The following is a 25,895-nucleotide window of genomic DNA, read 5'->3' as shown; positions in this document are numbered from 1 at the left end:
TTAAAGGTTAAGGGTTTTATGTTAAATTATGGTGTTATGATATTCCGTTGTCATATCTTGAATACCACCGGAATTATGAACATGGTGCGGCATTTTCTGCCGTGGTCTTCTCCCGGAATCCAATTCGGCATCATGCGCATCACACGCAGAGCCTCGTTGTCGAGTACCGTACCAGCCGACTTTGCCACTTTGAAATCGCTCAGAGTGCCGTCTCGGTTTATGATGAACTGCACAATAACCTCTCCCTGATGCTTTTGCTGAAGAGCCTGCGAGGGGTAGCGTAGGTTTTTCGTCAGCCATTTCATTAGTTCTGCGGGACCACCCGGAAATTCGGGCAGACGCTCCACTACTTGAAAGTTAAGGGGATTGTCCTTGTCGGCATCGAGCGTGGGAGCGGTGGGATCGTCCGGCGGTATCATCTCGTTTTTCGGTTCTTCCGTATCCGAGTTGGTTATGTCGTTCAGAGTTTTGTCCTGCTCCTGCCGTATGTCATGTGGTATATCTTCCTCCACTACTTTGAGTAGTTCGGTCAGTGCCGGCGCAGGCAGTGCCGGTGCGGCAATTTCGTATTCCTGCCGCTCTTCGGGAGGCATCATCTCATAATCTTGCGCCGTTTCGTCAAATTCGGTGTCGCCGATAGTGTCTCCGTCAGGATTGGAAGAGTACTCCAACGCCGCCAAGAGCAGCGACAGAGCGACAATAAGACCGAGAATAAACCCCATGGGCTTACGGTGTTCAAGGTCGGCTCGTGCCGATTTCTTCACTTCCATCTGTCTGTACCGGTTAGGTTACTGCGAGCAACTTCCAACTGTCAATCATCAATCGTTACTCCCTATTTGTATGTTCTCAAACACTAAAGTGCGATTTTCTGCGTTATTATACCGTTGTATGATGCCGGAAATGGCATTTTGTTAAATACAGAATGTTAAGAATGAGACTGTCGCGAATGTACTGCGAGTCTGTTCGCACTATTTTTCTGCAAAAATAACACACTTATTCGAGAAAAGATATAACTTTGTATTAAAAATACGGAAAGTAGATGAAAAAAGTCGTTTTTACCCTTCTGACAGCCTTCTTTGCCACCATTGCCGCAGCACAGGAGAGCCGAAACACATATAATTTTCTGCGACTTCCGGTAAGCGCACATGCCGGTGCACTCGGAGGCGACAACATAACAATAATAGAAGACGACCCCTCGCTGGTTTTTAACAATCCGGCATTGCTTGGCTCGGTGAGCGACAAAACCGTAAACTTGAACTTTATGACATACATGAAAGGAGCGTTCACGGCAAGCGCGTCTTTCAACAGAATAATAGGAGAACGTGCCACGGTGGGAGTGATTGGGCAGTTCGTGAATTACGGAACAATGAAAGAGGTTGACGCCAACAACGTCCAAACGGGAGAGTTTTCTGCAAAGGACATTGCAATCGGCGGGGTGTTGAGTTACGAACTTGCAAAGAATTTTGTGGGCGGCATTACAGCAAAAGCCGTTACATCGTACATCGCAGGTTACAATTCGTTTGCTATGGGAGTAGATCTCGGACTTAATTACTACGATCCGGAACGCGAATGGTCGATGTCGGCAGCGGTAAAAAATCTCGGAGGACAACTCAAGGCATACGATGACAAATATGAAAAGATGCCCGTTGACGTGCAAGTCGGTATGTCGAAACAACTCGTAGGTTCGCCTTTGAGACTATCTGCAACATTGGTTGACCTCAACCATTGGAATTATAAATTCATCAACCATCTCGTGGCAGGGGTGGATATTGTTTTTTCGCCACAGTTCTACATCGCCGCAGGATACAATTTCCGTCGTGCCGACGAGATGTCAATAATGGCATCGGGCGAGGAAAAGGGAAGCAGTCACGGCGCGGGATTGTCGCTCGGCGCGGGCATTATGCTCGAACGTTTCAAACTGAACCTCGCATACGCCAAGTATCATGTGTCGTCAAGTTCGTTGATGGTCAATGTATCTTTCATTCTTTAAACCCAAATCTGTCATTAGAATCCTCAACCGATTTTGTTAGATTGTTGAGCAGATGTGTAGTCGTTTCATCGAAGGCGTAGCGGGCTACATCGAGATGAAATGGCTGCGCAGATGTCAGCAAGCGGGCTAAAGCAGTTGGGAAGCGTAACGGCAATGGAAAATCTAAGCAAATGCGGTCTAATGACCGATTTGGGTTAAACCGGAATGCAAAATTAATATTTTAAAAAGAATTATTTTTGCATTCCAAGTCTTTTTCATTACCTTTGTCGAAAATAAAAACTGTATTAAATGAAGAAGATTACCATAGCAATAGACGGGCATTCATCGTGCGGTAAATCGACGATGGCAAAAGACCTTGCCGGTGCAATAGGATATATATATGTAGATACGGGGGCGATGTACCGTGCCGTAACCTTGTTCGCTTTGCGCAATAAACTATTTTCAGAGTCGGGTGTTATAGATGCCGAAGCATTGCGGAAAAAAATGCCCGAAGTGAATATCTCGTTCAAGTTCAATGCCGAAAAAGGTCGCCCGGACACTTATCTGAACGGTATGAGAGTGGAGGATGAGATACGCACGATGCAGGTTTCAGAGCGTGTCAGTGCGGTATCTGCGCTGCCGTTTGTGAGAGAAGCGCTCGTTGCCCGGCAGCAACGGATGGGGCGCGAGAAAGGTATCGTAATGGATGGGCGCGACATCGGCACGGTAGTATTTCCCGATGCGGAACTAAAGATTTTTGTTACGGCCTCTCCGGAAGTGCGTGCGAAGCGGCGGTATGACGAACTGAAAGCTAAGGGAATGGATGCAGATTTCGATGAAATTCTCGACAACGTACAGAAACGCGACTATGCCGACAGTAATCGAGAGGTGTCGCCATTGCATTGTGCCGACGATGCACTTGTCCTCGACAACAGCACGATGACAATAGAAGAGCAGAACAGGTGGCTTATGGAAAAGTACAGGGAGAAAATCGGGCTGTGACTTACCGGCAGCAACAATATACTCATTGTAGCAAGCGTTGATACACTTGTCCTAACCTCAAATCTTCATGCCGGCAGTTACCCAATGCTGTTATATAGATGGAAAGAGGAATACTAAGTGACTCCTCATGGTTGGTTCGGTTGAGTATATTTCTTACCGGAATAGTTGTTGATAAAAGCATTTTAAACAATTCTGCATCGAATTTATGCCTGGAAGTATGCCGTCAATGGCATTCTAAACATATAACATAATTTATTGCTGCTTGTTATATGGAAAATGAAACGTAGTGTGAAATAGTGCCCGGCAGACAAAATACGATCAAGTCTCTTTCAACCATTTCCCGCTGTATATCCTAATGAGGAATATTGTGCCTCGGAATGTTAGTTCGACGGCCATGGCAAACCATACACCGGGCAGACCGTAGCGTGGTGCGAGCATTGCGGCAAGAGTGAGGCGCACAATCCACATTGAGAAGAGGTTCATTATTGCCGGACGAAGAGTATCGCCGGCACCCACGCAAATGCTGTAGCCCACAATAGAGGCAGCGAAGAACGGTTCGGCAAATGCTTCTATGCGGAGAACGGTTATGCCGAGCGAGCGTATCTCGTTTACGGGGGACAGGAAACCAATCATCTCCGGTGCAAAGACATACATCAATACGCCCATGAATGCCATAACGGACATGCCGAGCCATATCGTCATGCGGGCAAACGACTTGGTAAGGGCATGCTGACCGGCACCTATGCTCTGACCTATTAGTGTGGTGGCTGCCTCGCCTATGCCGTAGCCGGGCATGTAGCAAAGACTTTCGGCCGTTACGGCAAACGAGTTTGCGGCAATTGCGAATATTCCGAGCGGAGCAACGATGATGGTGCTCACTATCTGTGCACCGCCCATTAGCAGAGATTGTGCCGCCATGGGCAACGAAATTTTCATGGCGTTAAGTACATATCCGCCGTTCCACACAAAGCGTTCACGGTCTTTTCGCAATGCCAATATCTTGTTTCTGAACACGGCAAAATAGACTTGTCCCAATCCTCCGATGATGACAGACAGTGCCGTACCCATTGCGGCACCAAGTACCCCGAGATGAAAAATGAAGATAAACACATAGTTGAAACCAACATCAAGGACACACATCAGTATACTCATGATGCTCGGAATACGCATGTCGCCGGAACTTTTCAGCATCGCACCCGACAAGGTTGACAACTGGAAGAAAGGCATGATGAGCATGAATACAAAGAAATATATCGTGGCATCGCCGGCTATCTCGCTGCCGCCACCGAGCCAATAAGGCAGACGACCACAGATGGTTACACCGAACAATGCCATGAGCAGACTGAACAACAAGGTGCATAAAATGCCGTGGCGAAACACGGCGCGTGCCTTTACGAAATCATTTGCACCGATGAAATGAGCCACCTGAACGGCAAATCCCATGGCGGCAGCATTGGTTATACTGCCGAAAAGCCATGTAGACGACTCTATAAGACCTATGCTCGCAGACTCTTTTGCACCGAGATGTCCGACCATGGCTGCATCGATGTAGAACATAAGCACCGTTGTTATCTGGGCGAGAATGCCGGGTACGCTGAGCCATACGATCAGACTCATCTTCTGACCGCCCGTCATCTGACGTTTGTCGCGTATCATTTCAAGCAGCGCATCGCTCTTCTTTATGGAAAACATCTTTGTATGCTTTAAGTCGCGAAGTTACTACTTTTCGCCTAAACGACAAAAAAGCGGCTCCGTTTTTTGCCAATATCATTACAATGTCGTTTCAACGGGAACCATATTTTGGGTATGCACAATGGTATGAACAAAAAATAACGGGCGATTTCTTATTGCAGAAGTCGCTCGTCTCACACTGATAATTAAGATTTTAATTTCTTTTCTGTTTAGTGCGACCGAGCCTCGCGGCTTCGGTCGTTCATCATAAACAGTCTTTTCATCATTCCGCAAGGGAGACCCTCGCGGGCGTAGTGTTATCCTTTACACAACCTTTTTCCGTAATTATAAACAAACGACCTATTGGTTTCACAACCTTTTTTTACCTTGTCATTTACCTAAATCTTAATTTAATATTAACTAACCTAAATCTTTTACCTTATAAAAAACCTTATGTATTAAAACATGTTTTTAATTCTGATGCAAAGGTAATGATGTTTTCATTAGTTGCAATGAAAAAGCAAAATGACTATGATTTTATGCCGTTTTTATTGATTTATATCAATTACGTGTGCGTGCACAATGTGTTTTTGTATCTGTTTTCATACTCAAATTCAATACTCAAACCGCATAATATGTTATTTGGGAGCATTATGTGGCATTCCAAGGCCTCTGCAAAAACAATTACTTCGACGGAGGTCTTTGAAAAACAATTCCGCATACTATTATCTGTATATATATTATTGACATACGTTTTGTTACGAGTTGACAACTAACATGTTTGTCATTAAATAGAAACAACTCGGCAATTTGGTCGAAATTGCCGAGTAAAACCGCCGAAATTGGTCGGTAAATTAGGCGATATTGCAGTGCGATCAAGTACAAATGATACGTCGGTTCGGGTTAAACCCAAATCGGTCATTAGAACCCTCAACCGATTTTGTTCGATTGTTTAGCAGATGTGCAGCCGTTTCATCGAAGGCGTAGCGGGCTGCATCGGGATGAAACGGCTGCGCAGATGTCAGCAAGCGGGCTAAAGCAGTCGGGAAGCGTAACGGCAATGGCAAATCTAAGCAAATGTGGTCTAATGACAGATTTGGGTTTAAAAATAACGTAAATAGTTCAATACTTTTGCCGGTTATTTTGGCAGAGATTTCGTTCCATAGTACTGATATGCCTGTTAATGCTGTGCAGCTAAAAATGTGGATGAATAAATAAAAAAACATTTATTGTGGAAAAAATATCCCCAAACATTCTCCTTTTTGAAAGATTAGCAGTAATTTTGCACCACGAAAAAGAAGGAGAGGTGCTCGAGTGGCTGAAGAGGCACGTCTGGAAAGCGTGTAAACGGCGAAACCGTTTCGGGGGTTCGAATCCCTCTCTCTCCGCAAACAAGGGTGTAAATCAACGGGTTATGTGATTTACACCCTTGATTACACCCAAAAAGTTTCTCGGTATTTCTTGTATGGTTTATTGCGGCACGATGTCAGGGATTCTATTCTTACGTATCATTCAGAGCTACTAGAATAAGACTGTCATCAACTACTACACTATTGCCCTTGGTCGTAACAAAGCCTCCCACCAACGAGTAGGATTTTCGTGGTGATTCACGAGTTTGAATGCCACGGTTAGCAGGTAGAAGTGGGTCATTTAGGCAACCCAATGCGTCTCAACGAGCAGCACCAACTCATCAGTCAAGGGCTTCGCTGGAAAGCAACGCCTTATGTCCCTTTTCAGCCGTAGCAACAATCCTAGCCTTATTCTTGCCATCCAGTCGGCAGGAGTGAGCCGAGGTCGCAACGGCTTCCGTAAGGACAAGTCAGGCGAGAAGCTCACCGAATCCGAGGAAGACCTCCTCGAACACCGCACCGTCGGCTCCGACGCTTTCGATACCCTCTATATCGGTTGCGAGAAATTCCCTGTCCGAGATATTATGAGAGTGCCAGTGAGTGGCATTTTCTAACAGCCTAACTATCAACCCTCTCAAAACGAAGTTTTGTTTCGCTCCAGACGTCGCTTCGTTTCTCCTCAAACGTTACGATGTTATTGTTCTCATTTCGTCAAGAAAGTTATGCTTCTTGCCGTTTTTCGCATCTAAGGTAAAAAAACAATAGGATGATTGTATTGCATATAACATTTTATGATTATCTTTGTACGGCATTAGAAATTAAATATTATGGCAAAGACTGACTGTCCTAACAGAATCCGTGTCGTGTTAGCCGAGAAGGAAGTAACAGGCCATTGGCTTGCTACCCAAATGGGTGTAACAGACATAACTGTGTCACGTTGGAAGACCAATAAAATACAACCGTCTATGGCACAGTATGTTGAGATAGCTCGACTTCTACAAGTCAATGTAAGAGACTTGGTGGATGCGGATTTAGATTATCGGAAATAAAAATAATTCTTATGAATACAGACAATAAAGAGTTGCTTTTGCAGCATGTTGCAAAACTTGACGAGGTGATTAAAGTCTTGAAAGAAGATATTGCGTGTGATTTTGAAGATGAGATTAATTTTCTCACCATTTCTCGCAACAACATAAGAGAAGCAGCAGAGAAGTAAATGAAACAAACACATAATGTAATTGACTTGTTCTGTGGTTGTGGTGGCTTATCTGAGGGCTTCCAAATGGCAGGATATAATATTGTTCTTGGTGTTGATAATAATGACCCAGCTCTGAAAACATTCCTTTACAATCACAAAGGCAGTGAGGCTCTAAATGCAGACCTTTCTGCTCCTGAAACTTTTGAAACCATTGAAAAGATTGTAAAGGAAAAGAAAGTTGATGTAATCATAGGTGGTCCTCCATGTCAAGGCTTTAGCCTGACAGGAAAGCGAGAGTTTAACGACGACAGAAACAAACTCTATCTTGCCATGATAGAGATGGTTAAGAGATACCAACCAAAAGCTTTCCTCATAGAAAATGTACCAGGAATGGCAACATTATATAATGGTGAAGTTAAAGACGAAGTTTTGCGACGTTTCAAGGAAATGGGATATAACATTGATTGCAAGGTGCTTTGCTCTGCTGATTATGGTGTACCCCAAATTCGTAAACGTCTTATCTTTGTAGGACTTCGAGACGGTGAGGAGTATTTTGTATTTCCAGAGCCTTCGCATACACCAGAGAACTATGTAACTTGTGAGCAGGCTATTGGCGATTTGCCATGTCTCGTTGATGAGTTAGGAGCGGATGTGATGGAATACTCTCAAGCTCCAATGACTGAATATCAAAAGTTAATGAGAGGCGACTGCAACACCTTGCACAACCATAAGGCAATCGACCATAAGCAATTTGTCAAAGACGCCATTGCACAAGTGCCTGATGGTGGTAACTGGAAAGATCTTCCCAAGGGTGTAGGTGAAAGTCGAAAGTTCCACATGGCATGGACTCGCTACGCAAGTAACAAGCCATCAAGAACTATTGACACAGGACATCGAAACAATTTCCATTATAAATGGAATCGTTGTCCTACTGTTAGAGAAAGCGCACGTTTGCAATCATTTCCTGATGATTTCGTGTTCCTTGGTAACAAAGGGCAGCAAGACCGTCAGGTTGGAAATGCAGTACCTTGTTTAATGGCGAAAGCTATTGCGGTACAACTGCTAAAGTATCTTGACAAAGAATAATGGCTAAAAAATATAACACAATAGATTTGTTCTGTGGTTGTGGTGGTCTTCTTGATGGTTTCATGCAAGAAGGCAGCTACAACACACTTGCTTGTGTTGAGTGGGAAAAATATCCAAGTGAAACCCTTACTAATAGACTTGCTACAAAGTGGAAGCATAAGAATGCACAAAAAGAAGTCATTCGCTTTGACATCCAAAGAACCGAAGAATTGATAAACGGTTTCAAAGATAAAGAATACGGAGAAAGTGTTGGTTTGGAAAAACTTGTAAATGGCAAAAAGGTGGACGTCGTAATTGGAGGCCCACCTTGCCAAGCATATTCTCTTGCAGGAAGAATACGAGATGAACATGGTATGAGAAATGACTACCGTAACTATCTGTTTGAAAGTTATATTAAGATACTCAGCCACTTTAAGCCCGACTTCTTCGTATTTGAGAATGTTATAGGAATGTTAAGTGCAGCACCTGACGGGACACCTATTGTTGATAAAATACGCAAAGCCTTCAATGAAGCAGGATATGCCGTTATTGAAGACTTCAAAGATGCCTTATACGATGTTGCGGATTTTGGTGTTCCGCAGCATCGCCGTCGTGTTATTATACTTGGAGTTCGTATGGATGCTTTCCCTGTAAAAGAAGAAGCAAAGCATACATATAAGTCGATAATCAAATCTTTTTATGAGAAGATTATGCCAAGTATGAAGTGTGAACAGAAAACAGTGAGAGATACGATTGCTGACCTACCCAAGATATATCCTTCTAAGGTTATTATTCGCAATGGAGGTAGAAAGTATTCTCACACTCCAATTTCTTGCGATGATGTGATAACAAATCATAGTCCACGATTCCATAGTGAACGAGACCAAGGTGTATTCAAATTGTTGGGAGAGGACATTCAATCAGGAAGAAACCAATATGTAACGATTGATGCCCTGAAAGAATTGTACACAAAGGTTACTGGGAAGAAAAGCAACATACACAAATACTATGTGCTTAGATGGGATGAACCAAGCAACACGATTCCAGCTCACTTATATAAAGATGGTATGCGACACATTCATCCTGACCCTGAGCAAGCACGTTCTATAACTGTTCGTGAAGCAGCAAGGTTGCAAACTTTTGCAGATGATTTTGTATTCCTTGGCCCGACAATGGCTCAATACAAAATGATAGGCAACGCTGTTCCCTCTTTATTTGCAAAAAAAATAGCCTTAGCTCTCGATAAAATCTTAAATAATATTTCCGATAATGGCTGATTATTTTATAAAAAGACTGGGTAATCAAGAAATGGGCTCTCCTACCATAGAAAATGGAAAAATTAAATTCCATCGTGGTAGGTATATGCTCATATCTAAAGATTGCTGCCATTTCTTTCCTCATTTGTCTACTACCGTTCTGAATGACAGTACGGCTTTGCCTATTTTAACTGGTACTGAAGACGAAATTGCGTACGCTCAATACGTCTACCATAATTCAAAACAAATAGACACCGTATATAAGAAAGATAGAGGTCGTGATGAAATACGTATATACCTAAATGCAAAAGTAGGTAATGGTGACGCAAAATTTATGCCTAATGACATTGTCGTTTTTAGACAATGCCAAGACCAAGATACGCAATTTTTTGTATTACACCATTATACATTAGGCTCACAGTATTTCCAATTTTGGAATGATAAACTTGAAGGTAAAAACTTTACTCTTTGGAGTAGTTTAGATGCCCCCGATTTTGCAGAGAATTATACTTTACCGGGACGCTCTGCAAACATTATAGGTGATGAGCGAATTGAGCAAGCAGTAGAAACCCAACAACAGCAAGTTCTGGAACACATTGACAGTTTGGAGCAGTCAATGGGTGCAGGGTTATTCAATAGTCGTACATTCCACGATTTTGTCATGATGGCGTATCAAGAGAAATGCGCAGTTACTCGAAGAGTTATTTCGTGTAACGGTTTTAGTAATCTTGAAGCAGCTCATATTATGCCACAAGCGCACAATGGCTCATTTCTTCCATGCAATGGTATTGCTATGAGTAGAGATATGCATTGTGTATTTGATAAAGGTTTCTTTATGATAGAAGATGATTATACAATCATTGTTCATCCCGATGTTTTGCGCACTGATTCTTATCTTAATGAATATAATGGTCAGAAAATTTTTGTTCCACAAATTGAATATTTCAGACCACATCCAAGATTTCTACAACACCATCGCAACAATGTTTTTGGCTCGTTCAGGCAAATAAGAAGCAACTGGATTCCACAAATCCAAGAATCTCAAAGCACTGGAATGGTGGAAGAGTCTACCACGGAATATAATGTTTAGCAGTAGTTAACGTTTTTAGTTATGATTCAGAGCGTAAACAAATATCATATCTACGAGGTACTTTCTGCGGATGGAAATTTCTACTACACCATCCCCAAGTATCAGCGTGAATACACATGGAGTTATCGTGAGTGGGAAGCGCTCTACGATGACATCAGTGAAAACAATGATGAATATTTCATCGGCTCTATTATCTGCATCCCACTGGGTGATGCAATCAATCCATATTTGGAGGTGATTGACGGACAGCAACGACTGACCACCATCAGTTTGTTCCTAACAGCCATATATACGCGTCTGAAAGAACACAAGGCTGAAATGAGCGAGGATGACGAAGACGTTTTGCCATCGTTGAGAAAATCATTGAAGAGCAAGAACTCTCCCAATGAGATGAAACTTGTACCTCAGGTGCAGAACTATAACTTAGACGATTTCAATCATCTGATGAATGGCATTGCGTTACGCAAAGCATCTGCTTCCAAGCATCCTTATTATGCACAGCGCAAGATTGCACGTTGCTATAATTACTTCTTGAAACGCATCGACAAAGAGATTGAGTCATTGAATGATGAAAGTGTTGTAGATTTCCTGTTGGGAAAATACAACAAGGTGAAACAAGCCATGTTGGTGAAGATTGAGGTTTCTTCACACTCTGATGCTTATGTGCTGTTTGAATCGCTAAACAATCGAGGAACTCCACTCACAGCTATTGACTTGATGAAAAACCTTATCATGGCAAAAGCAGAGGGGAATAACCTTACGATTGATGATTGCTTTAATCGCTGGCAGACGTTGCTCGGCAACCTTTCTGAAGATTATAGCATACAGGAACGCTTCTTCCGCCAGTACTATAATGCCTTCAAACACCGTTTGAACGAGCCTTTCCAAAGTGACGCTGACCGCAAGAAAGACCCATTGGGTGTTGTAGCTACTCGCTCCAACTTGCTCAATATCTTCGAGAGCCTAATCAACAAAGACCTTCCCTCGTTCCTTGACGACATTTTGCAATGTGGTCAAATCTACTCATGGCTTATCTTACAAGATACCATTGAGAATCCATACCGCAAAGCGTTGGAAGACCTTGATCACATTCAAGGTGCACCATCCTATCTGTTGCTCATGTACTTAATGCGCAACCAGGAGGAACTTGCGGTTTCAGAGGAACAAATCAATTTGATTATCCGCTTGCTTGCCAAGTACTTTGTTCGCCGTAATATTACTGACTATCCTAACACTCGCGACCTTACACGCATCTTTATGGATATAATCAGTAAATTGGAAGAGGCACAAGCGACTGGTGACAAAGTGGTATCGATGATTATTGACATTTTAAGCACACCAACCAACTGCGCATCTGACGAGCAGTTCCGTCGCAGTTTGGAGGGCGATGTTTACAAGGATAATGTTGGCGCAACACGCTACATTCTCTGTAAACTTGCAGAGGCTGCCATGACGCAAGAGACTTGGACCGACCTTTGGCGTCGCACCGATAAGAAAGTGTTTGTATGGACTATTGAGCATATCTTCCCAGAGGGGCAGAATATCCCTGAAAGTTGGGTCAATATGATTGCAGATGGCGATAAGGAACTGGCAAAACAGTATCTCGAAGAGTACACTCATAAAATCGGTAACCTTACCATTACAGGCTATAATAGTACACTGGGAAACAAGTCATTCGAGGAAAAACGTGACCGTAAAAGCAAAGATGGTCAGCGTTTCATCGGTTACAAGAATGGTCTTGACATCAACCGTGAAATAGCTACAATGGATAAATGGACTGTCGATGATATCAAGACCCGCACCGCAACCTTGGTAGACGAGTTGATGAAAGTTTATAAATTTCCTGGAGAATAACAATAACGATTCATGTTCCTACCTGCGCTCATAGTAATTCTGGCTTTCTCTGCTATGCGTTACCTTCGCTTCAACAAAGGTAAGATTGCGGAGAAAATGGTGTATCATAAATTGATGCAGCTACCAGAGGAATATCACGTCATAGACGATGTGCTCTTTATGAGTAATGGTAGGTCAACACAAATCGACCATATCGTTGTATCACCTTATGCCGTTTTTGTTATTGAAACCAAAGGCTACAAAGGTTGGATTCTTGGAGGAGAAAAATCAGAGTACTGGACGCAAATTATCTACAAGCGTAAATCTACCTTTTATAATCCTATTCATCAGAATGATGGGCATATTCGTTTCTTGAAGTTCTTGCTGAAAGATTTAGGCTATATTCCATTTGTGCCTATCGTTGTTTTCAATAATGAGGCAGACCTCAAAGTTAATGTCAACAACCACATTGTGGTTAACCGATATTATTTGAAAGATGCCTTCTTACAATATAAAGAAACTGTGATTAGTCAGGAACTCAAAACGAAAATCATCAGCCGTATTGAAGCGAGCAGTCGGACACAAGAGAAAGGAGCTATGCGTGAACACAAGTACAACGCAAAAAGCAAGCGATATGACACCCGAAATAAGATTCAACATGGTATATGCCCAAGATGCGGAGGTATGCTTGTTGAACGACGTGGAAAATATGGTCGTTTCTATGGATGCTCAAACCATCCCAAATGTACATTCACTTTAAACAAGTAAGAATTATTTCCATAACAAAATTTCTTTTTTACATCTGAAACAATGGCGAAAAATCAGAAACCAAAGAAATTACTATTGAAGATTCCTGTTTATCTTTCTGAGATGAAAGAGCATGATACAGGAACACTTTTTGACTTGAAAGAGCAAGATATTATTGATAAACTCAAAAGAGATATCAATACATATAACGAGCAGAACTCTAATCTTTGTCAGTTTGGAAAGAAAGGAAAGAGTGAATCTGTTTCTGTTGCAAAAATACAAGCAGAGGACATAAAGTTTGGAGAAGACTATGCTCTTTTGTTGCGTGTTTCTACGGAAAGAACTAATTTGTGTGGCGGTTTTCTTCGCCATGACAACGATAAAGAGAATCCTACACATGTTGACTATGCAGATAAACTTACAATTTCTACAAACATAGTTTTACTCTATCCCAGAATAGTTTTTCCTAAAGATAGGACAACAAAAGGGCATTGGTTCTTGTATGTCTTCATATACGAAGACCCATCAAAGTTAAATCTTGATATGAGTCAACTGGCACGTAATATGCTCAAAACTGTTTTTGATGCCCCAATTCGCAATATAAAGGAAGATAAATTCAAAGAAGAGATTAGAACTGCTCAAAAAATTGTTCGTATAGAAATACTCCTTTCAAATTTTGAAGACGGAACTGATGTTACTCTGCCGCCTAAACTCGCATCTTACACATATAGTGCGAAGAATAGAAAAGAAACCACTATAAGTTTAGAGAATGTGGCTTCATCTGACGCTGAAGATTTGATTACAGATAATTCTTTTGATGGATATGCACAAAGAATTTTTCGTATCTTTGCCACTGATAAACGAAAATTGACAGCAAAAATAACAGAACGAGTAAAAGATGCGAAGGTATCTCTAGAGCAAGCCTTTGAGAATAGCTTTAATTTCGAGTTGGAGGTAGAAGAAAATGATATTGTAAATCATAAATTATTCGAAACCAAGACCATCAAAGCCAATATAGAATGTCTATTGAAGGACTTATTCAGCAACTAACATTTTCGAACAATTCGTTAAATGTTATCCTTACTTGGGGTATAGCGATGTTGGGTATTTCTTTATCGTTGCTTACTCTAAGTGTGGCTTTTGTTGTGTCTGGTAAAACATCTAAAGACGACCTCATAGAGCAGATTAAAAGCAAAGGTATTTCTATTAGCAGTGGCTCTAAATACAAAAAAAGCAGCAATATAACCATGTTAATGCAGTCGATTGCTAAATATAGCTTACATTGGTTCTATGTAAATTTGTTCTTTTGCATAGTCCTTATAGCACAGATACTTTGCGAAATCAATTGTTTCAAGATATGGGTATCGCTATTAAGCGATGTATATATGCTTGTTTCTCTGATTTACATCTTTATTATTAGCTGTCATTTGGTTAAATGGTATAAGCGAAACATAACTTAATCATTTAAGAATTTCCCCTTCGGGGCGGGCTTTCGTGAATCGAGCTTATAATCTCGACCATTCGGCATCAATCCCTAACTCATACTAGCAAGCAAGCTTTGGATCCGCCATTGTGCGGCACCAAGGCTTGCTTTCTTTTTATTGGTAGTCGCTTTACTCTGGCGGACACCTTGCCGCCTAGTGGTTGGTTACCGCCCATTTTTGATATACTCGAGGGAGGAGGGAGTGAGCCCTTTGGGAGCTTGTAGCGGTAGGTGCAATCAATCTCGCACGGTGGAAAAGCGATTGCGGGTATTCGTGCTTGGTCTGGGGCATCGACCATGCAGCTTTGGCCGTGGTGATGATACGGAACCAAAGTTTGTTCTTACGAGGGAGAGTGTTTGTTGGAAGTAAATGAGAGGCTGAATTTTGCGAACAGAGACTTATTTTCCCTTCACAAAGTTAGGTTGCTACCCTTGGTGAAAAATTAGACACGATTTCCTCTCAATATTTTTATAGTTCTACACCTGTTTAGAATCTAATGTACGTGTAAGAGAAAATCACTAAAACAATCATAATGATTACTTATAAACGGTATTTTGCTCGATATTGTTCACTTTATGAGTATGGTTTAAGTGTTTTTGATTGTCTCTGATTTCCCTATTTTCTCTTATATTTCCCGCCATATCCCTTTCACTTGGTAGAACATTAAAAGCCCTCTACTTTTGCATTGTCAGAGCTGACTGAATGCCCTATGCGCAAGGGCGAGTTATTCATTTCAAAACAATCGAATTATGACGATAAACGAATTATTGGGCAAACCTGTTTGGCAGATGACCGGTGAAGAGTTGCTTTTCCTTGCACAGCACGGCAATGTGTCGTATCTTCAAATCAACATAGAGAAATCATCAGTTATGCAATCTTCGTCCTCTCAACACTCTATATTACGACAAAAACAGATGCAAACATATAAAACTGGTGTTCAGAAACAATCCTGTCATTATATGTTTGCATCTGTTTTTGTTCGAAATCAGTAACTGCGTGCTATTATTACGCGGTGTTTTGCCGGTTTGCCGCTTACCATATCGACACCTTCTGTCTGTTCAAATCCTAACGGTACGCATCGTATTGTTGCTTGTGTTTCTTCTTTTATCTTTGCTTCCGTCTCTGTCGTACCGTCCCAATGGCACAGGAAGAAACCGCCGTCCTTTATGCGTTCTTTGAATTCCTCGTAGTTGTCGCATTCGTATATTCGTGCGTCCCGGGCGGTTTTTGCCTTGTTGAAAATGTTCTGTTGTATGTCTTCAAGCAGTGTCTCGACATATTCGGATATTCCTTCGATGCTGCGTGTTTCTTTTTCCAAAGTGTCTCGGCGCATAACCTCGATTGTTCCGTTTTCCAAGTCACGTGCACCCAGTACTAATCTTACAGGAACTCCTTTAAGTTCGTAGTCTGCGAATTTGAATCCGGGGCGTTTGTTGTCAGAGTTGTCATATTTTACACTTATGCCCTTTGCTTTCAATTCTTTCACTATGACTTCAACTTTCTCGTTTACTGCGGCAAGTTGTTCCGGTTTGTTGGCAATGGGAATTATTACCACTTGCAGCGGAGCAAGTCTTGGTGGCAGTACGAGTCCGTTGTCGTCGGAGTGAGTCATTATCAATGCACCCACCAAACGTGTGGATACGCCCCATGATGTAGCCCATACATATTCCGGTTTGTTATCTTTGTTAAGATATGTTACATCGAATGCTTTGGCAAAGTTTTGCCCGAGGAAATGACTTGTTCCGCTTTGCAAAGCCTTGCCGTCCTGCATCATGGCTTCAATGGTGTAAGTGTCGAGTGCGCCGGCAAATCTTTCTGTTTCGCTCTTCACGCCTTGCACCACAGGCACGGCCATCCACTGTTCGGCAAATTTCGCATATACCGAGAGCATAAGTTTTGCCTCTTTATCCGCCTCTTCCTTTGTTGCGTGTGCGGTGTGTCCTTCCTGCCAAAGGAATTCGCTTGTACGGAGGAAGGGGCGTGTTCGCATTTCCCATCGCATCACGTTGCACCACTGGTTGCACATCAGTGGCAGGTCGCGCCATGAGTGAATCCAGTTTTTATAAGTGTTCCATATTATGGTTTCCGATGTAGGTCTTACTATCAGTTCTTCCTCAAGTTTTGCTGCGGGGTCTACCTCTACTCCGCTCTTGTCTTCTTTCGCACGCAGACGGTAATGTGTCACTACGGCACATTCCTTTGCGAAACCTTCAACGTGTTCCGCTTCTCTCGAAAGAAACGACTTTGGTATGAGGAGCGGGAAGTAGGCATTCTGTGCCCCTGTCTCCTTGAACATCAAGTCAAGTTGCTGCTGCATTTTCTCCCATATAGCATATCCGTACGGTTTTATGACCATACAACCGCGTACCGCCGACTGCTCGGCAAGTTCTGCCTTAACCACCAAATCATTGTACCACTGACTATAATTTTCGGCACGTTTGGTAAGTTCTTTTAGTTCTTTTGCCATGTCAAAAAAATCATTATTTGAAATTTGAGTGCAAAAATAATAAAAAAAGTTGGTTTAAATTGTGTTATTCAAGAAAAAGAATTAAATTTGCAGAGGTTTATCTTTGCTGAGATATATAATTTGATTATTAAATATTAATATTAACATTTAAAACTATACGAAAATGAAAAAGTTTAAGTTTTTGACACTTGCAATGTGTCTTTCTGTATTGGTAAGTTGCAACAACACCGGCAAGGGTGCCTTGATTGGTACAGGTGGCGGTGCATTGCTTGGTGCTGTTGTAGGTAAAATTGCAGGAAACACAGCTGTTGGTGCAACCGTAGGTGCTGCCGTAGGTGCAGGTGCAGGTGCGTTAATCGGTAAGAAGATGGACAAAGCTGCCGAGCGTGCTCAGGCAATTGAGAACGCCAAGGTGGAAGAGATTACCGATGCCAATGGTTTGAAAGCCGTGAAAGTGTCTTTCGACAGTGGTATCCTTTTCAGTACGGGCAGGGCAGATTTGCAGCCTTCTGCAAGATACGCTCTTACCGATTTTGCAAATATGTTGAGAGAGTTCTCCGACACCGATGTGGCTATTCAGGGCTACACCGACAATCAGGGATGGCGCGGCTATTCTGCTGCACAGAGTTACGAGAAGAACAGGCAGTTGTCATTGCAGCGCGCACAGAGCGTTTGCAATTTCTTGACAAGCCATGGCGTGAAGTACAATCAGATAAAGATGTGCGAAGGCTACGGAGAGGAAAACCCGGTAGCGAGCAACAGCACCGCATCAGGAAAGGCACAGAATCGTCGTGTTGAGATTTATATGTATGCAAGCGATGCGATGATCAATGCCGCCAACAACGGAACGCTCCGTTAATCACTAATTTGTAAGTAAACATAGCAAAGAGGGCGACCATACAAAATCGCCCTCTTTTTTAAGTTGTGTTCAACAAATTAAGCGGGTGTTCAAAAACATGAATATACAAATAAGGTAAAAACAGATAAAGCCATACATATATTAATATTAATCTCGAATACTTGTTTGCCACCTCGAAATTTAAATATATATTGTGAATAAAAGTTTTGTCATATTTGAGGAGTCTTTTCGGTTATAAATGTTGATTTGCTCGGTCATGTATCAAGCAACACTCTTTCGTTTATTACCGTTTCGTACTCGAAGACAGTCTCTCGATTCGGCAGAGTTTATTTACAGAATCCCACTTTAATGTTTCACAGTCATAAACAATGTGGAAGAAGATAAAGAAATTTTTGCGCATGGCGGTTGTGGCATTTTTCGTATCCACAATCCTCTCGGTAGTGATATATCGGTTTGTTCCCGTCTATGTCACGCCGCTCATGGTCATACGCTGTGCCGAGCAGATGTTTGATGGTCGTTCGCCTCGTGTGGAACACAAATGGATAAGTCTCGAAGACATGTCGCCGAGCATGCCGGTGGCTGTTATGGGGAGCGAAGACGCAAGATTTCTCATACATCACGGTTTCGATTTCAAGCAGATTGAGCATGCTGCGAAGCAGAATGCCGCAGGTGGAAAGAAAGTCGGCGCGAGTACCATATCGCAGCAAACGGCAAAGAACGTGTTTTTATTTCCCGACAGGACATGGTTGAGGAAAGGGTTGGAAGCATATTTCACGGTGCTGATTGAATTAATGTGGAGCAAGCAGCGGATAATGGAAGTATATCTAAATTCCATTGAAACGGGCGACGGCATATACGGTGTGGAGGCTGTGGCACGCCTGCATTTCGGCAAATCTGCCAAGAACCTCACGCGTTCAGAGTGCGCACTGATAGCAGCCACATTGCCTAACCCGCGTAAATATTCATCGCTCGAACCGAGTAAATATGTCCGCGGACGGCGTGCCAAGATAGAGGCAAACATGAAGTTTATACCAAAGTTCCCCGCCGAGAACGAAGATATTGACAAGAGCACGGTAAAAGGCGGAATATATAAGAAATAGCAACATGGATACAGAGAGCATTCTTTCGCAACTCAACGACAGCCAGCGCGAGGCTGTTATGTCAACCGAAGGTCCATCGCTGGTAATCGCCGGTGCCGGTTCGGGTAAAACCCGCGTACTTACATATAAGATAGCCTATCTTCTACAGTTAGGCATAAAGCCGTGGAACATATTGGCGCTCACATTTACCAACAAGGCGGCGCGCGAGATGAAGCAGCGCATCGGCTCACTCGTTGGTAGCGAAGTGGCAGGCAAACTTGTAATGGGGACGTTCCACTCAATCTTTTCGAGAATACTGCGAGTTGAGGCTGAACGTATAGGATATACGTCGAATTTTACCATTTATGACGAGGCAGACTCGCGGTCGCTGCTTAAGAATATCATAAGAGAGATGGGGTTTGACGACAAAATATACAAACCGGCTTCCGTACACGGACGTATCAGCATGGCGAAAAATCGTCTCATAAATGCAAGTGATTATGCAAACGACTATAATGCAATAGAGAACGACCGCCGCCAACGCGTACCCAATATATATAAGGTGTATCTGGCGTACGCCGACAGATGTCGGCAGGCAAATGCCATGGACTTTGACGATCTCTTGTTGATGACACACACACTTCTCCGAGACAACGAAGACATAAGGCGCAAGTATGCCGAACGGTTCATGTATGTACTCGTAGACGAGTATCAAGACACTAACACCGTGCAGCAGAAGATTGTATTTCAACTCACGAGCGAGCGTAAAAACGTATGCGTGGTTGGCGACGACGCACAGAGTATATATAGTTTCCGCGGTGCCAACATAGACAATATCTTGAATTTCCGTGAGATGTACAACGGAGCAAAGTTGTTCAAACTTGAGCGCAACTATCGCAGTACACAGCACATCGTGGAGGCGGCAAACAGTCTTATCCGCCACAACGAACGGCAAATACCGAAAGAAATTTACAGCAAGAACGGCAACGGCAACAAGTTGATTCTCAAACCTACATACAGCGACAGGGAAGAGGCTGTCGTGGTTTGCAACGAGATTAAGGCGATTCGCAGACGGGAGAACTGCACATGGGACGATTTCGCAATCTTGTACCGCACGAATGCGCAGAGCCGTGCTTTCGAAGAGGCTCTGCTCCACAACAACATTCCATATCGTGTGTATGGAGGATTGAGTTTCTATCAGCGCAAGGAGATAAAGGATGTTATTGCATATCTGCGCCTTGTGGTAAATCCCGATGACGACGAGGCATTGCGCAGAATTATTAATTATCCGGCACGCGGTATCGGTGCAACAACCGTTTCGAAGATATATTCGTGTGCCTACGAGTCTTCCGTGAGCATGTGGAAGGTTATTTCGCGTCCATTGTATTCAAGGCTCAATGTCAACAAAGGTACACTTGCCAAACTCAATGCTTTCCGCGAGTTGATAATGCAGTTCATAGAGAAGAAAGACAATGTCAATGCCTACGAACTCGGAAGAGATATAATAGTTTCTTCGGGCATACAGAAGGATCTTTACGGCGAGACCACGCCGGAATATGTATCGCGGCAGGAAAACCTTGATGAACTACTTGGCGGACTGCAAGATTTCGTGGAAAGCAAGCGTGAGGAGGGTGATGAGCACTGCATGTTGGTGGACTATTTGCAAGAAGTTTCTCTGCTCAGCGACTTGGACAGCGATGACGATGCAGAGACATCACGCGTTACCATGATGACCGTTCATTCGGCCAAAGGACTTGAGTTTCCGACGGTGTTCGTGGTCGGACTCGAGGAGAACATATTTCCCAGTCCGATGTCTGCCGAAACAAAGCGCGGACTCGAAGAAGAACGCCGCCTGCTCTACGTTGCCATCACGCGTGCCGAGCGCAACTGTATTCTCACGTTTGCCCGCAACAGGTTCCGATACGGCAAGATGGAGTTTGACACTCCGAGTCGTTTTCTTGCCGAAATAAACCCCTCGTTGATGCGTATTGATAGCGAGTCGGGAGATTCTTTTTTCTTACCGTCTTCACGTCCGTCGTCCGGAAGGTATGGCGGTGGCAGATACCAAAACTCCAATCCCGTGGCGTCACAGTTTCGTGCCGACCCGAAGGAACGCGAAGCGATACATCGCGAGGAGCGTGGAAGCGACCCTCTCTCTCCGGCTTTCAGACGTACGCTTGCCACAGCGAGCGGTAATCTCCGGCGTGTCAATGCCGTATCATCTCCGAGACAAGTCGTGCCAACCGCAAACTGCCGTTCTTCGTCCATATCACACCTGCAAGTCGGTGCAACGATAGAGCACGACCGATTCGGCATCGGAAACGTTATCAATGTAGAAGGTACGGGAGAGAACGTAAAAGCAACGGTCGCTTTCCGCAATGTCGGCACAAAACAGTTGCTGCTGAAATTTGCAAAGTTCAAAGTCGTAGAATAAATTCGCAACACCGCATCACGCCACACATATATTATAATGAGATACTGACAAAATTTCAGTGTGTTGATGACAAGACGTGCCAAATGTCAGTTTGGCACGCTTTTCGCATTGACATGGGCAGAGATTACTAAACATTAAATATTAAAAATTATGAATATCAAACCATTGGCAGACAGAGTTCTGATTCTTCCGGCAACGGCCGAGGAAAAAATTGGCGGTATCATCATTCCCGATACTGCAAAGGAGAAACCGTTACACGGTACGGTAATGGCAGCAGGCGACGGTACAAAAGACGAGAAGATGATTCTCAAAGAGGGCAACGAAGTTCTCTACGCAAAATATAGCGGTACAGAATTGGAATATGAGGGAAAGAAATATCTCATCATGCGACAGAGCGATGTTCTCGCAGTAATAAACAAATAAAAATCTTACATTTAAAATTTAACTTACAACATAACTATGGCTAAGGATATAAAATTCAATATGGATGCACGCGATTTGCTCAAAAATGGTGTTGACCAGTTGGCAAACGCAGTGAAGGTGACACTCGGACCGAAGGGACGCAACGTAATCATCGAAAAAAAATTCGGTGCACCTCAAATTACAAAGGACGGTGTTACGGTGGCAAAGGAAATAGAATTGGAGGATCGTTTCGAGAATACCGGTGCACAACTCGTAAAGAGTGTGGCATCTAAAACAGGTGACGATGCGGGCGACGGAACCACCACCGCCACGATACTTGCACAGAGCATAATCAACGTGGGACTCAAGAACGTAACGGCAGGAGCAAACCCCATGGATTTGAAACGAGGCATAGACAAGGCTGTGTCTGCTGTTGTAAAACACATAAAAGAACATGCCGAGGTGGTTGGCGACAACTACGACAAGATTGAGCAGGTGGCAACGGTAAGTGCTAACAACGACCCTGAAATAGGAAAACTGCTCGCCGATGCAATGCGCAAGGTAAGCAAAGACGGCGTGATAACCATAGAAGAAAGCAAGAGCCGTGACACTCATATCGGTGTCGTTGAAGGAATGCAGTTCGACCGTGGATACCTTTCGGGTTATTTTATGACCGATGCCGACAAGATGGAGTGCGTAATGGATCACCCGCGCATCCTCATATACGACAAGAAAATATCAAACCTGAAAGACCTTATGCCGATTCTTCAGCCGGCAGCGGAGAATGGCATGCCGCTTCTTATCATAGCCGAAGATGTTGACTCGGAAGCACTTACCACACTCGTTGTGAACCGTCTGCGTGCAGGATTGAAAGTGTGTGCCGTAAAAGCACCCGGATTCGGCGATCGTCGCAAGGCAATGCTCGAGGACATAGCAGTGTTGACCGGCGGACTCGTGATAAGCGAAGAGAAGGGCTTGAAACTCGAACAAGCAACGCTCGACATGCTCGGAACTTGCGATAAGGTTGTAGTTTCCAAAGATAACACAACCATCGTTAACGGCGCGGGAGATAAAACTGCCATTGCCGACCGTGTGGCACAGATAAAGAACGAGATAGAGAAAACCACAAGTTCTTACGACAAGGAGAAACTTCAGGAGCGTCTCGCCAAACTCGCAGGCGGAGTTGCCGTGCTGTATGTAGGTGCCAACAGCGAGGTTGAGATGAAAGAAAAGAAAGACCGCGTTGACGATGCACTCTGCGCAACACGTGCCGCCATTGAGGAAGGTGTCGTTGCCGGTGGAGGTACCACGTATATACGTGCCATCAATGCAGTGAAAGCACTGAAAGGCGATAACGCAGACGAGGAGACAGGTATAAAGATTGTGGAACGTGCCATCGAGGAACCGTTGCGCCAGATAGTGATAAACGCAGGCGGAGAGGGTGCCGTTGTAGTACAGAAAGTTTATGAAGGCGAAGGCGACTTTGGTTACAATGCCCGTACGGACGTGTATGAAGACCTGCGCGAGGCAGGCGTAATAGACCCGGCAAAGGTCGCACGCGTGGCACTCGAGAACGCTGCAAGCATCGCCGGTATGTTCCTCACAACAGAATGTCTGATTGTTGACAAACCGGAAGACAAGCCTGCAATGCCGATGGGCGGTGCCCCGGGAATGGGTGGAATGATGTAATATTAAAACGTCATTTTGTAAACTAAACATATCAAAAAAGAGGTTAATCGTTTCCGATTGACCTCTTTTGCTGTTTTTTTAGTCGTTTTTTGCCCAAATTATATAAAAAAGATTTTGGCAGTTAGGCTAAATATAATAATTTTGCAACAGAAATAAAAAAATGTATCGGATACAATCCGATTAAAGATATTTTTTTGATTTGTTTTAGTAGATTAGTTTTTAAGTAGTTTGTTTTTGAAAATCGGGCGTCGTGAGGCACCCGATTTTTTTGTTGTCAATTTATATTAGTATGCCGAAAACTTGCCGATGTTGTATTAAATAAATTCTCTGAATATAGTATAAAATAATTAAGGAAAAGCGTGAAAGTTAAGATAAAAATATAAAAAACTATTGGTGATATCAAGAAAAAAGTTTATTTTTGCACTAAATATAAATTATTTATACGGTTCTCAAATCTTAAATCTAACCAACAGAGTGGTAACGATTAGTTCAAATCAGGTGTTATATATACCTTAATATATCTATTTATAAAAAATAAAGAATATGATTGTGAAAAAGATTTTAGTTTTTATTATTTGATTGATGACAATATTGTCAGTGTCAAGTATTCTGTGTGTAGAATGTTACAATGTTGGAAAACAATATTGTATGCTATCTGAAATTATAAACTCTGATGCTAATGTAACACATCGTGAGGTTAATATTATTTATTTTATCAAACTAATAATAATTTGTCATGTCACTATATGACTAAATGGAAAAATTGTTAGTGAGAGTTACGAGTTTGTTGTAGTGAAGAAACGGAAATGATTTTAAATAGTTATCTATGAAGTTAATAATTATATTTTTACTTTCCGCCTTATCCCTTTCGGCAGGTGCATAACCGAAAGGGATAAAGTGTACCTATGTCTCAACATTTATAATGCATGAGGGATTTCTGGAGATTGAAAATGAGATGGCAAGGAATATCATGTTGGAAAGGATAAAAGAAGACAAAAAAATATATTCACTTTCCGTTTATGACGGACGCTATCTGTTCAGGAAAGAGCCTGAAAGTATAGATAAAATGCCGATGGCTATAGATGTGAAGAATATTTTCATGGATTTCAGAGATAGTACTTGTATCAGACAGTCGGAGTATAACGAACAATTGTATCTGTCGAAAGGAAAAATAGAAAGAAACGATTGGGATATTGTTTCACAAGCGGATACTATCCTCGGTAAACCTTGTTCCAAGGCTGTGTTAAGGGATAATCCCGACATCATTGCATGGTTTACGACCGATGTTCCTTTCCCATACGTACCATTCGGTTATAATGGATTGCCGGGACTTGTTGTCCGTATGGAGTTCCCCGCATATATCATTGACTTGAAAGATATTTCCGAATTTGAAGAATCGAACTTGGAGATACCTACGAAAGGAAAGAAGATAAAGGAAGCCGATTTCAATAAAATGACGGGATTTGACATTAAAAAGAAATTGGAAAATATCAACTCCATGAAAGTTGACGATAATAAGAAAGAGTGGTAAATAGATATATGCAGGTGTCGAAACGAGCATGTATTTGTGTGTTGTCTTGTTTTTCCCCTTTTCTTGTCATATACTCGCAAGTGTATGTCGGAGGACAGGTGAGAGGAGAAGACGGCGTACCGGTGTTGGGAGCGTCTGTTTTATTGTACAACGACAGCCTTCTGACACCGCCAATGGTGACTTGCGGCACAACGCAGAAAGACGGAAAATTCAGAATAGATACAAAAAGAGACAAGCAGCCATATTGGTTGGTTGTGAGAAGCATCGGATATAAGGACTACATACGGGAAATAATATCCGGACGTGAAGATTTGGACATAGTATTGCGTCAGGACAATACAATGTTGAGCGAGGTGGTGGTAAAGGGCTTCTATTCAGGCGTGAAGGTTTCCGGCGATACCATTAAGTTTGACACAAAACATTTCAGTAACGGATTTGAAAACAGCGTTGCCGATTTGATCGCAGGGTTGCCGGGCGTGAATGTAAGAGAGAACGGAAGTGTGTTGTATGGTGGTGATGTGGTGAACAAACTGCTCGTTGACGGTAAGGACTTGTTTACTAAAGATGCCGGTGGATATGTGTTGAAAAACATGGCTGCAGAAATTGTCGACGGTGCAGAAATCATAAAAAACTATAAGGAAGGCAACATCGATGACAGGTTCAGTCAGAAAGACCAACTTGCACTGAACATAAAGACAAAGGGACTCGCCAAAATCTCCGGACGTGCAAACCTGAACTATTGATATGAAAAGCGTTACAGCCTTAAATCG

23 protein-coding genes, 1 tRNA gene and 1 pseudogene are annotated in these 25,895 nt (G+C 42.9%); 20 read left to right on the top strand and 5 right to left on the bottom strand.

Annotation, left to right across the window (positions count from 1 at the left end; genetic code table 11):
* Positions 1-50 precede the first annotated feature (50 nt).
* Entirely contained in the window at positions 51-770 is a 720-nt protein-coding gene (locus EII32_RS03285; RefSeq protein WP_125234029.1) for an energy transducer TonB, read from the bottom strand.
* A gap of 269 nt (positions 771-1,039) precedes the next feature.
* Here EII32_RS03285 and porQ point away from each other — a divergent pair, with 269 nt between their 5' ends.
* Positions 1,040-1,990 (top strand): type IX secretion system protein PorQ, encoded by a 951-nt coding sequence (gene porQ / locus EII32_RS03280; RefSeq protein ID WP_125234028.1) that lies wholly within the window; start codon positions 1,040-1,042, stop codon positions 1,988-1,990.
* On the opposite strand, the gene EII32_RS12055 is transcribed toward porQ, so the two are convergent.
* Positions 1,980-2,144, bottom strand: coding sequence for a hypothetical protein (locus tag EII32_RS12055; protein ID WP_158611116.1), 165 nt, complete (start codon positions 2,142-2,144; stop codon positions 1,980-1,982). The genes porQ and EII32_RS12055 overlap by 11 nt on opposite strands.
* A gap of 134 nt (positions 2,145-2,278) precedes the next feature.
* On the opposite strand from EII32_RS12055, the gene cmk reads away from it, so the two are divergent.
* Positions 2,279-2,971 (top strand): (d)CMP kinase, encoded by a 693-nt coding sequence (cmk, locus tag EII32_RS03275; protein WP_125234027.1) that lies wholly within the window; start codon positions 2,279-2,281, stop codon positions 2,969-2,971.
* A 318-nt stretch (positions 2,972-3,289) separates the two neighbouring features.
* Here the strand turns inward: cmk and EII32_RS03270 are convergent, their stop codons facing one another.
* Both EII32_RS03270 and EII32_RS03265 read right to left on the bottom strand, forming a co-directional pair.
* Positions 3,290-4,663 carry an MATE family efflux transporter gene (locus EII32_RS03270; RefSeq protein WP_125234026.1) on the bottom strand — a complete coding sequence of 458 codons (1,374 nt, stop codon included), beginning with the start codon at positions 4,661-4,663 and terminating at the stop codon, positions 3,290-3,292.
* 854 nt (positions 4,664-5,517) lie between these two features.
* Positions 5,518-5,709 carry a hypothetical protein gene (locus tag EII32_RS03265; protein ID WP_125234025.1) on the bottom strand — a complete coding sequence of 64 codons (192 nt, stop codon included), beginning with the start codon at positions 5,707-5,709 and terminating at the stop codon, positions 5,518-5,520.
* A gap of 233 nt (positions 5,710-5,942) precedes the next feature.
* Between EII32_RS03265 and EII32_RS03260 the strand changes: the two genes are divergently transcribed.
* The 11 genes and pseudogenes from EII32_RS03260 to EII32_RS03215 form a co-directional block, all read left to right on the top strand.
* Positions 5,943-6,030, top strand: a tRNA-Ser gene (locus EII32_RS03260).
* Between the two features lie 335 nt (positions 6,031-6,365).
* Entirely contained in the window at positions 6,366-6,605 is a 240-nt protein-coding gene (locus EII32_RS03255) for a hypothetical protein (RefSeq protein ID WP_125234024.1), read from the top strand.
* Positions 6,606-6,818: 213 nt separating this feature from the next.
* A complete protein-coding gene (locus EII32_RS03250; RefSeq protein ID WP_125234023.1) occupies positions 6,819-7,040 on the top strand; it encodes a helix-turn-helix transcriptional regulator in 222 nt (73 codons plus the stop codon).
* A gap of 11 nt (positions 7,041-7,051) precedes the next feature.
* Positions 7,052-7,207: a hypothetical protein gene (locus EII32_RS12050; protein ID WP_158611115.1), complete on the top strand. Its 156-nt coding sequence runs from the start codon at positions 7,052-7,054 to the stop codon at positions 7,205-7,207.
* Positions 7,208-8,275, top strand: a complete 1,068-nt coding sequence (locus EII32_RS03245) for a DNA cytosine methyltransferase (protein WP_125234022.1) — start codon at positions 7,208-7,210, stop codon at positions 8,273-8,275. It abuts the gene before it with no gap.
* On the top strand, positions 8,275-9,531 hold the full coding sequence (locus EII32_RS03240; RefSeq protein WP_125234021.1) for a DNA cytosine methyltransferase: 1,257 nt from the start codon (positions 8,275-8,277) through the stop codon (positions 9,529-9,531). Before EII32_RS03245 ends, EII32_RS03240 begins: the two co-directional genes overlap by 1 nt.
* Positions 9,524-10,600: an HNH endonuclease gene (locus EII32_RS03235; protein ID WP_125234020.1), complete on the top strand. Its 1,077-nt coding sequence runs from the start codon at positions 9,524-9,526 to the stop codon at positions 10,598-10,600. Before EII32_RS03240 ends, EII32_RS03235 begins: the two co-directional genes overlap by 8 nt.
* A 21-nt stretch (positions 10,601-10,621) precedes the next feature.
* On the top strand, positions 10,622-12,454 hold the full coding sequence (locus tag EII32_RS03230) for a DUF262 domain-containing protein (RefSeq protein WP_125234019.1): 1,833 nt from the start codon (positions 10,622-10,624) through the stop codon (positions 12,452-12,454).
* Between the two features lie 12 nt (positions 12,455-12,466).
* A complete protein-coding gene (locus tag EII32_RS03225) occupies positions 12,467-13,201 on the top strand; it encodes an NERD domain-containing protein (RefSeq protein WP_125234018.1) in 735 nt (244 codons plus the stop codon).
* A gap of 42 nt (positions 13,202-13,243) precedes the next feature.
* Positions 13,244-14,230 (top strand): hypothetical protein, encoded by a 987-nt coding sequence (locus EII32_RS03220; protein WP_125234017.1) that lies wholly within the window; start codon positions 13,244-13,246, stop codon positions 14,228-14,230.
* A gap of 1,183 nt (positions 14,231-15,413) precedes the next feature.
* Positions 15,414-15,530: pseudogene (locus tag EII32_RS03215) on the top strand (DUF3853 family protein); the annotation flags it as partial.
* Between the two features lie 119 nt (positions 15,531-15,649).
* On the opposite strand, the gene proS reads toward EII32_RS03215, so the two are convergent.
* Positions 15,650-17,131 carry a proline--tRNA ligase gene (gene proS, locus EII32_RS03210; RefSeq protein ID WP_125234016.1) on the bottom strand — a complete coding sequence of 494 codons (1,482 nt, stop codon included), beginning with the start codon at positions 17,129-17,131 and terminating at the stop codon, positions 15,650-15,652.
* Positions 17,132-17,294: 163 nt separating this feature from the next.
* Between proS and EII32_RS03205 the strand changes: the two genes are divergently transcribed.
* The 7 genes from EII32_RS03205 (at position 17,295) to EII32_RS03175 (ending at position 25,868) form a co-directional block, all read left to right on the top strand.
* Positions 17,295-17,990 (top strand): OmpA family protein, encoded by a 696-nt coding sequence (locus EII32_RS03205; protein ID WP_125234015.1) that lies wholly within the window; start codon positions 17,295-17,297, stop codon positions 17,988-17,990.
* A gap of 368 nt (positions 17,991-18,358) precedes the next feature.
* On the top strand, positions 18,359-19,090 hold the full coding sequence (gene mtgA / locus EII32_RS03200) for a monofunctional biosynthetic peptidoglycan transglycosylase (RefSeq protein WP_125234014.1): 732 nt from the start codon (positions 18,359-18,361) through the stop codon (positions 19,088-19,090).
* Positions 19,091-19,094: 4 nt separating this feature from the next.
* Entirely contained in the window at positions 19,095-21,503 is a 2,409-nt protein-coding gene (locus EII32_RS03195) for an ATP-dependent helicase (RefSeq protein WP_125234013.1), read from the top strand.
* A gap of 150 nt (positions 21,504-21,653) precedes the next feature.
* Entirely contained in the window at positions 21,654-21,926 is a 273-nt protein-coding gene (groES, locus tag EII32_RS03190; RefSeq protein WP_125234012.1) for a co-chaperone GroES, read from the top strand.
* Positions 21,927-21,962: 36 nt separating this feature from the next.
* On the top strand, positions 21,963-23,594 hold the full coding sequence (gene groL, locus EII32_RS03185; RefSeq protein WP_125234011.1) for a chaperonin GroEL: 1,632 nt from the start codon (positions 21,963-21,965) through the stop codon (positions 23,592-23,594).
* A gap of 892 nt (positions 23,595-24,486) precedes the next feature.
* Entirely contained in the window at positions 24,487-25,125 is a 639-nt protein-coding gene (locus EII32_RS03180; protein ID WP_255416444.1) for a GLPGLI family protein, read from the top strand.
* Positions 25,119-25,868, top strand: a complete 750-nt coding sequence (locus EII32_RS03175; RefSeq protein ID WP_125234009.1) for a carboxypeptidase-like regulatory domain-containing protein — start codon at positions 25,119-25,121, stop codon at positions 25,866-25,868. The genes EII32_RS03180 and EII32_RS03175 overlap by 7 nt, the downstream gene beginning before the upstream one ends.
* Positions 25,869-25,895: the final 27 nt, after the last annotated feature.

Source organism: Prevotella sp. OH937_COT-195 (assembly GCF_003932845.1).
In the GTDB taxonomy this organism is placed as follows: domain Bacteria; phylum Bacteroidota; class Bacteroidia; order Bacteroidales; family Bacteroidaceae; genus Prevotella.
Note: the sequence above shows the minus strand (reverse complement) of the source record. Positions and strands in the feature narration are given on the sequence as shown.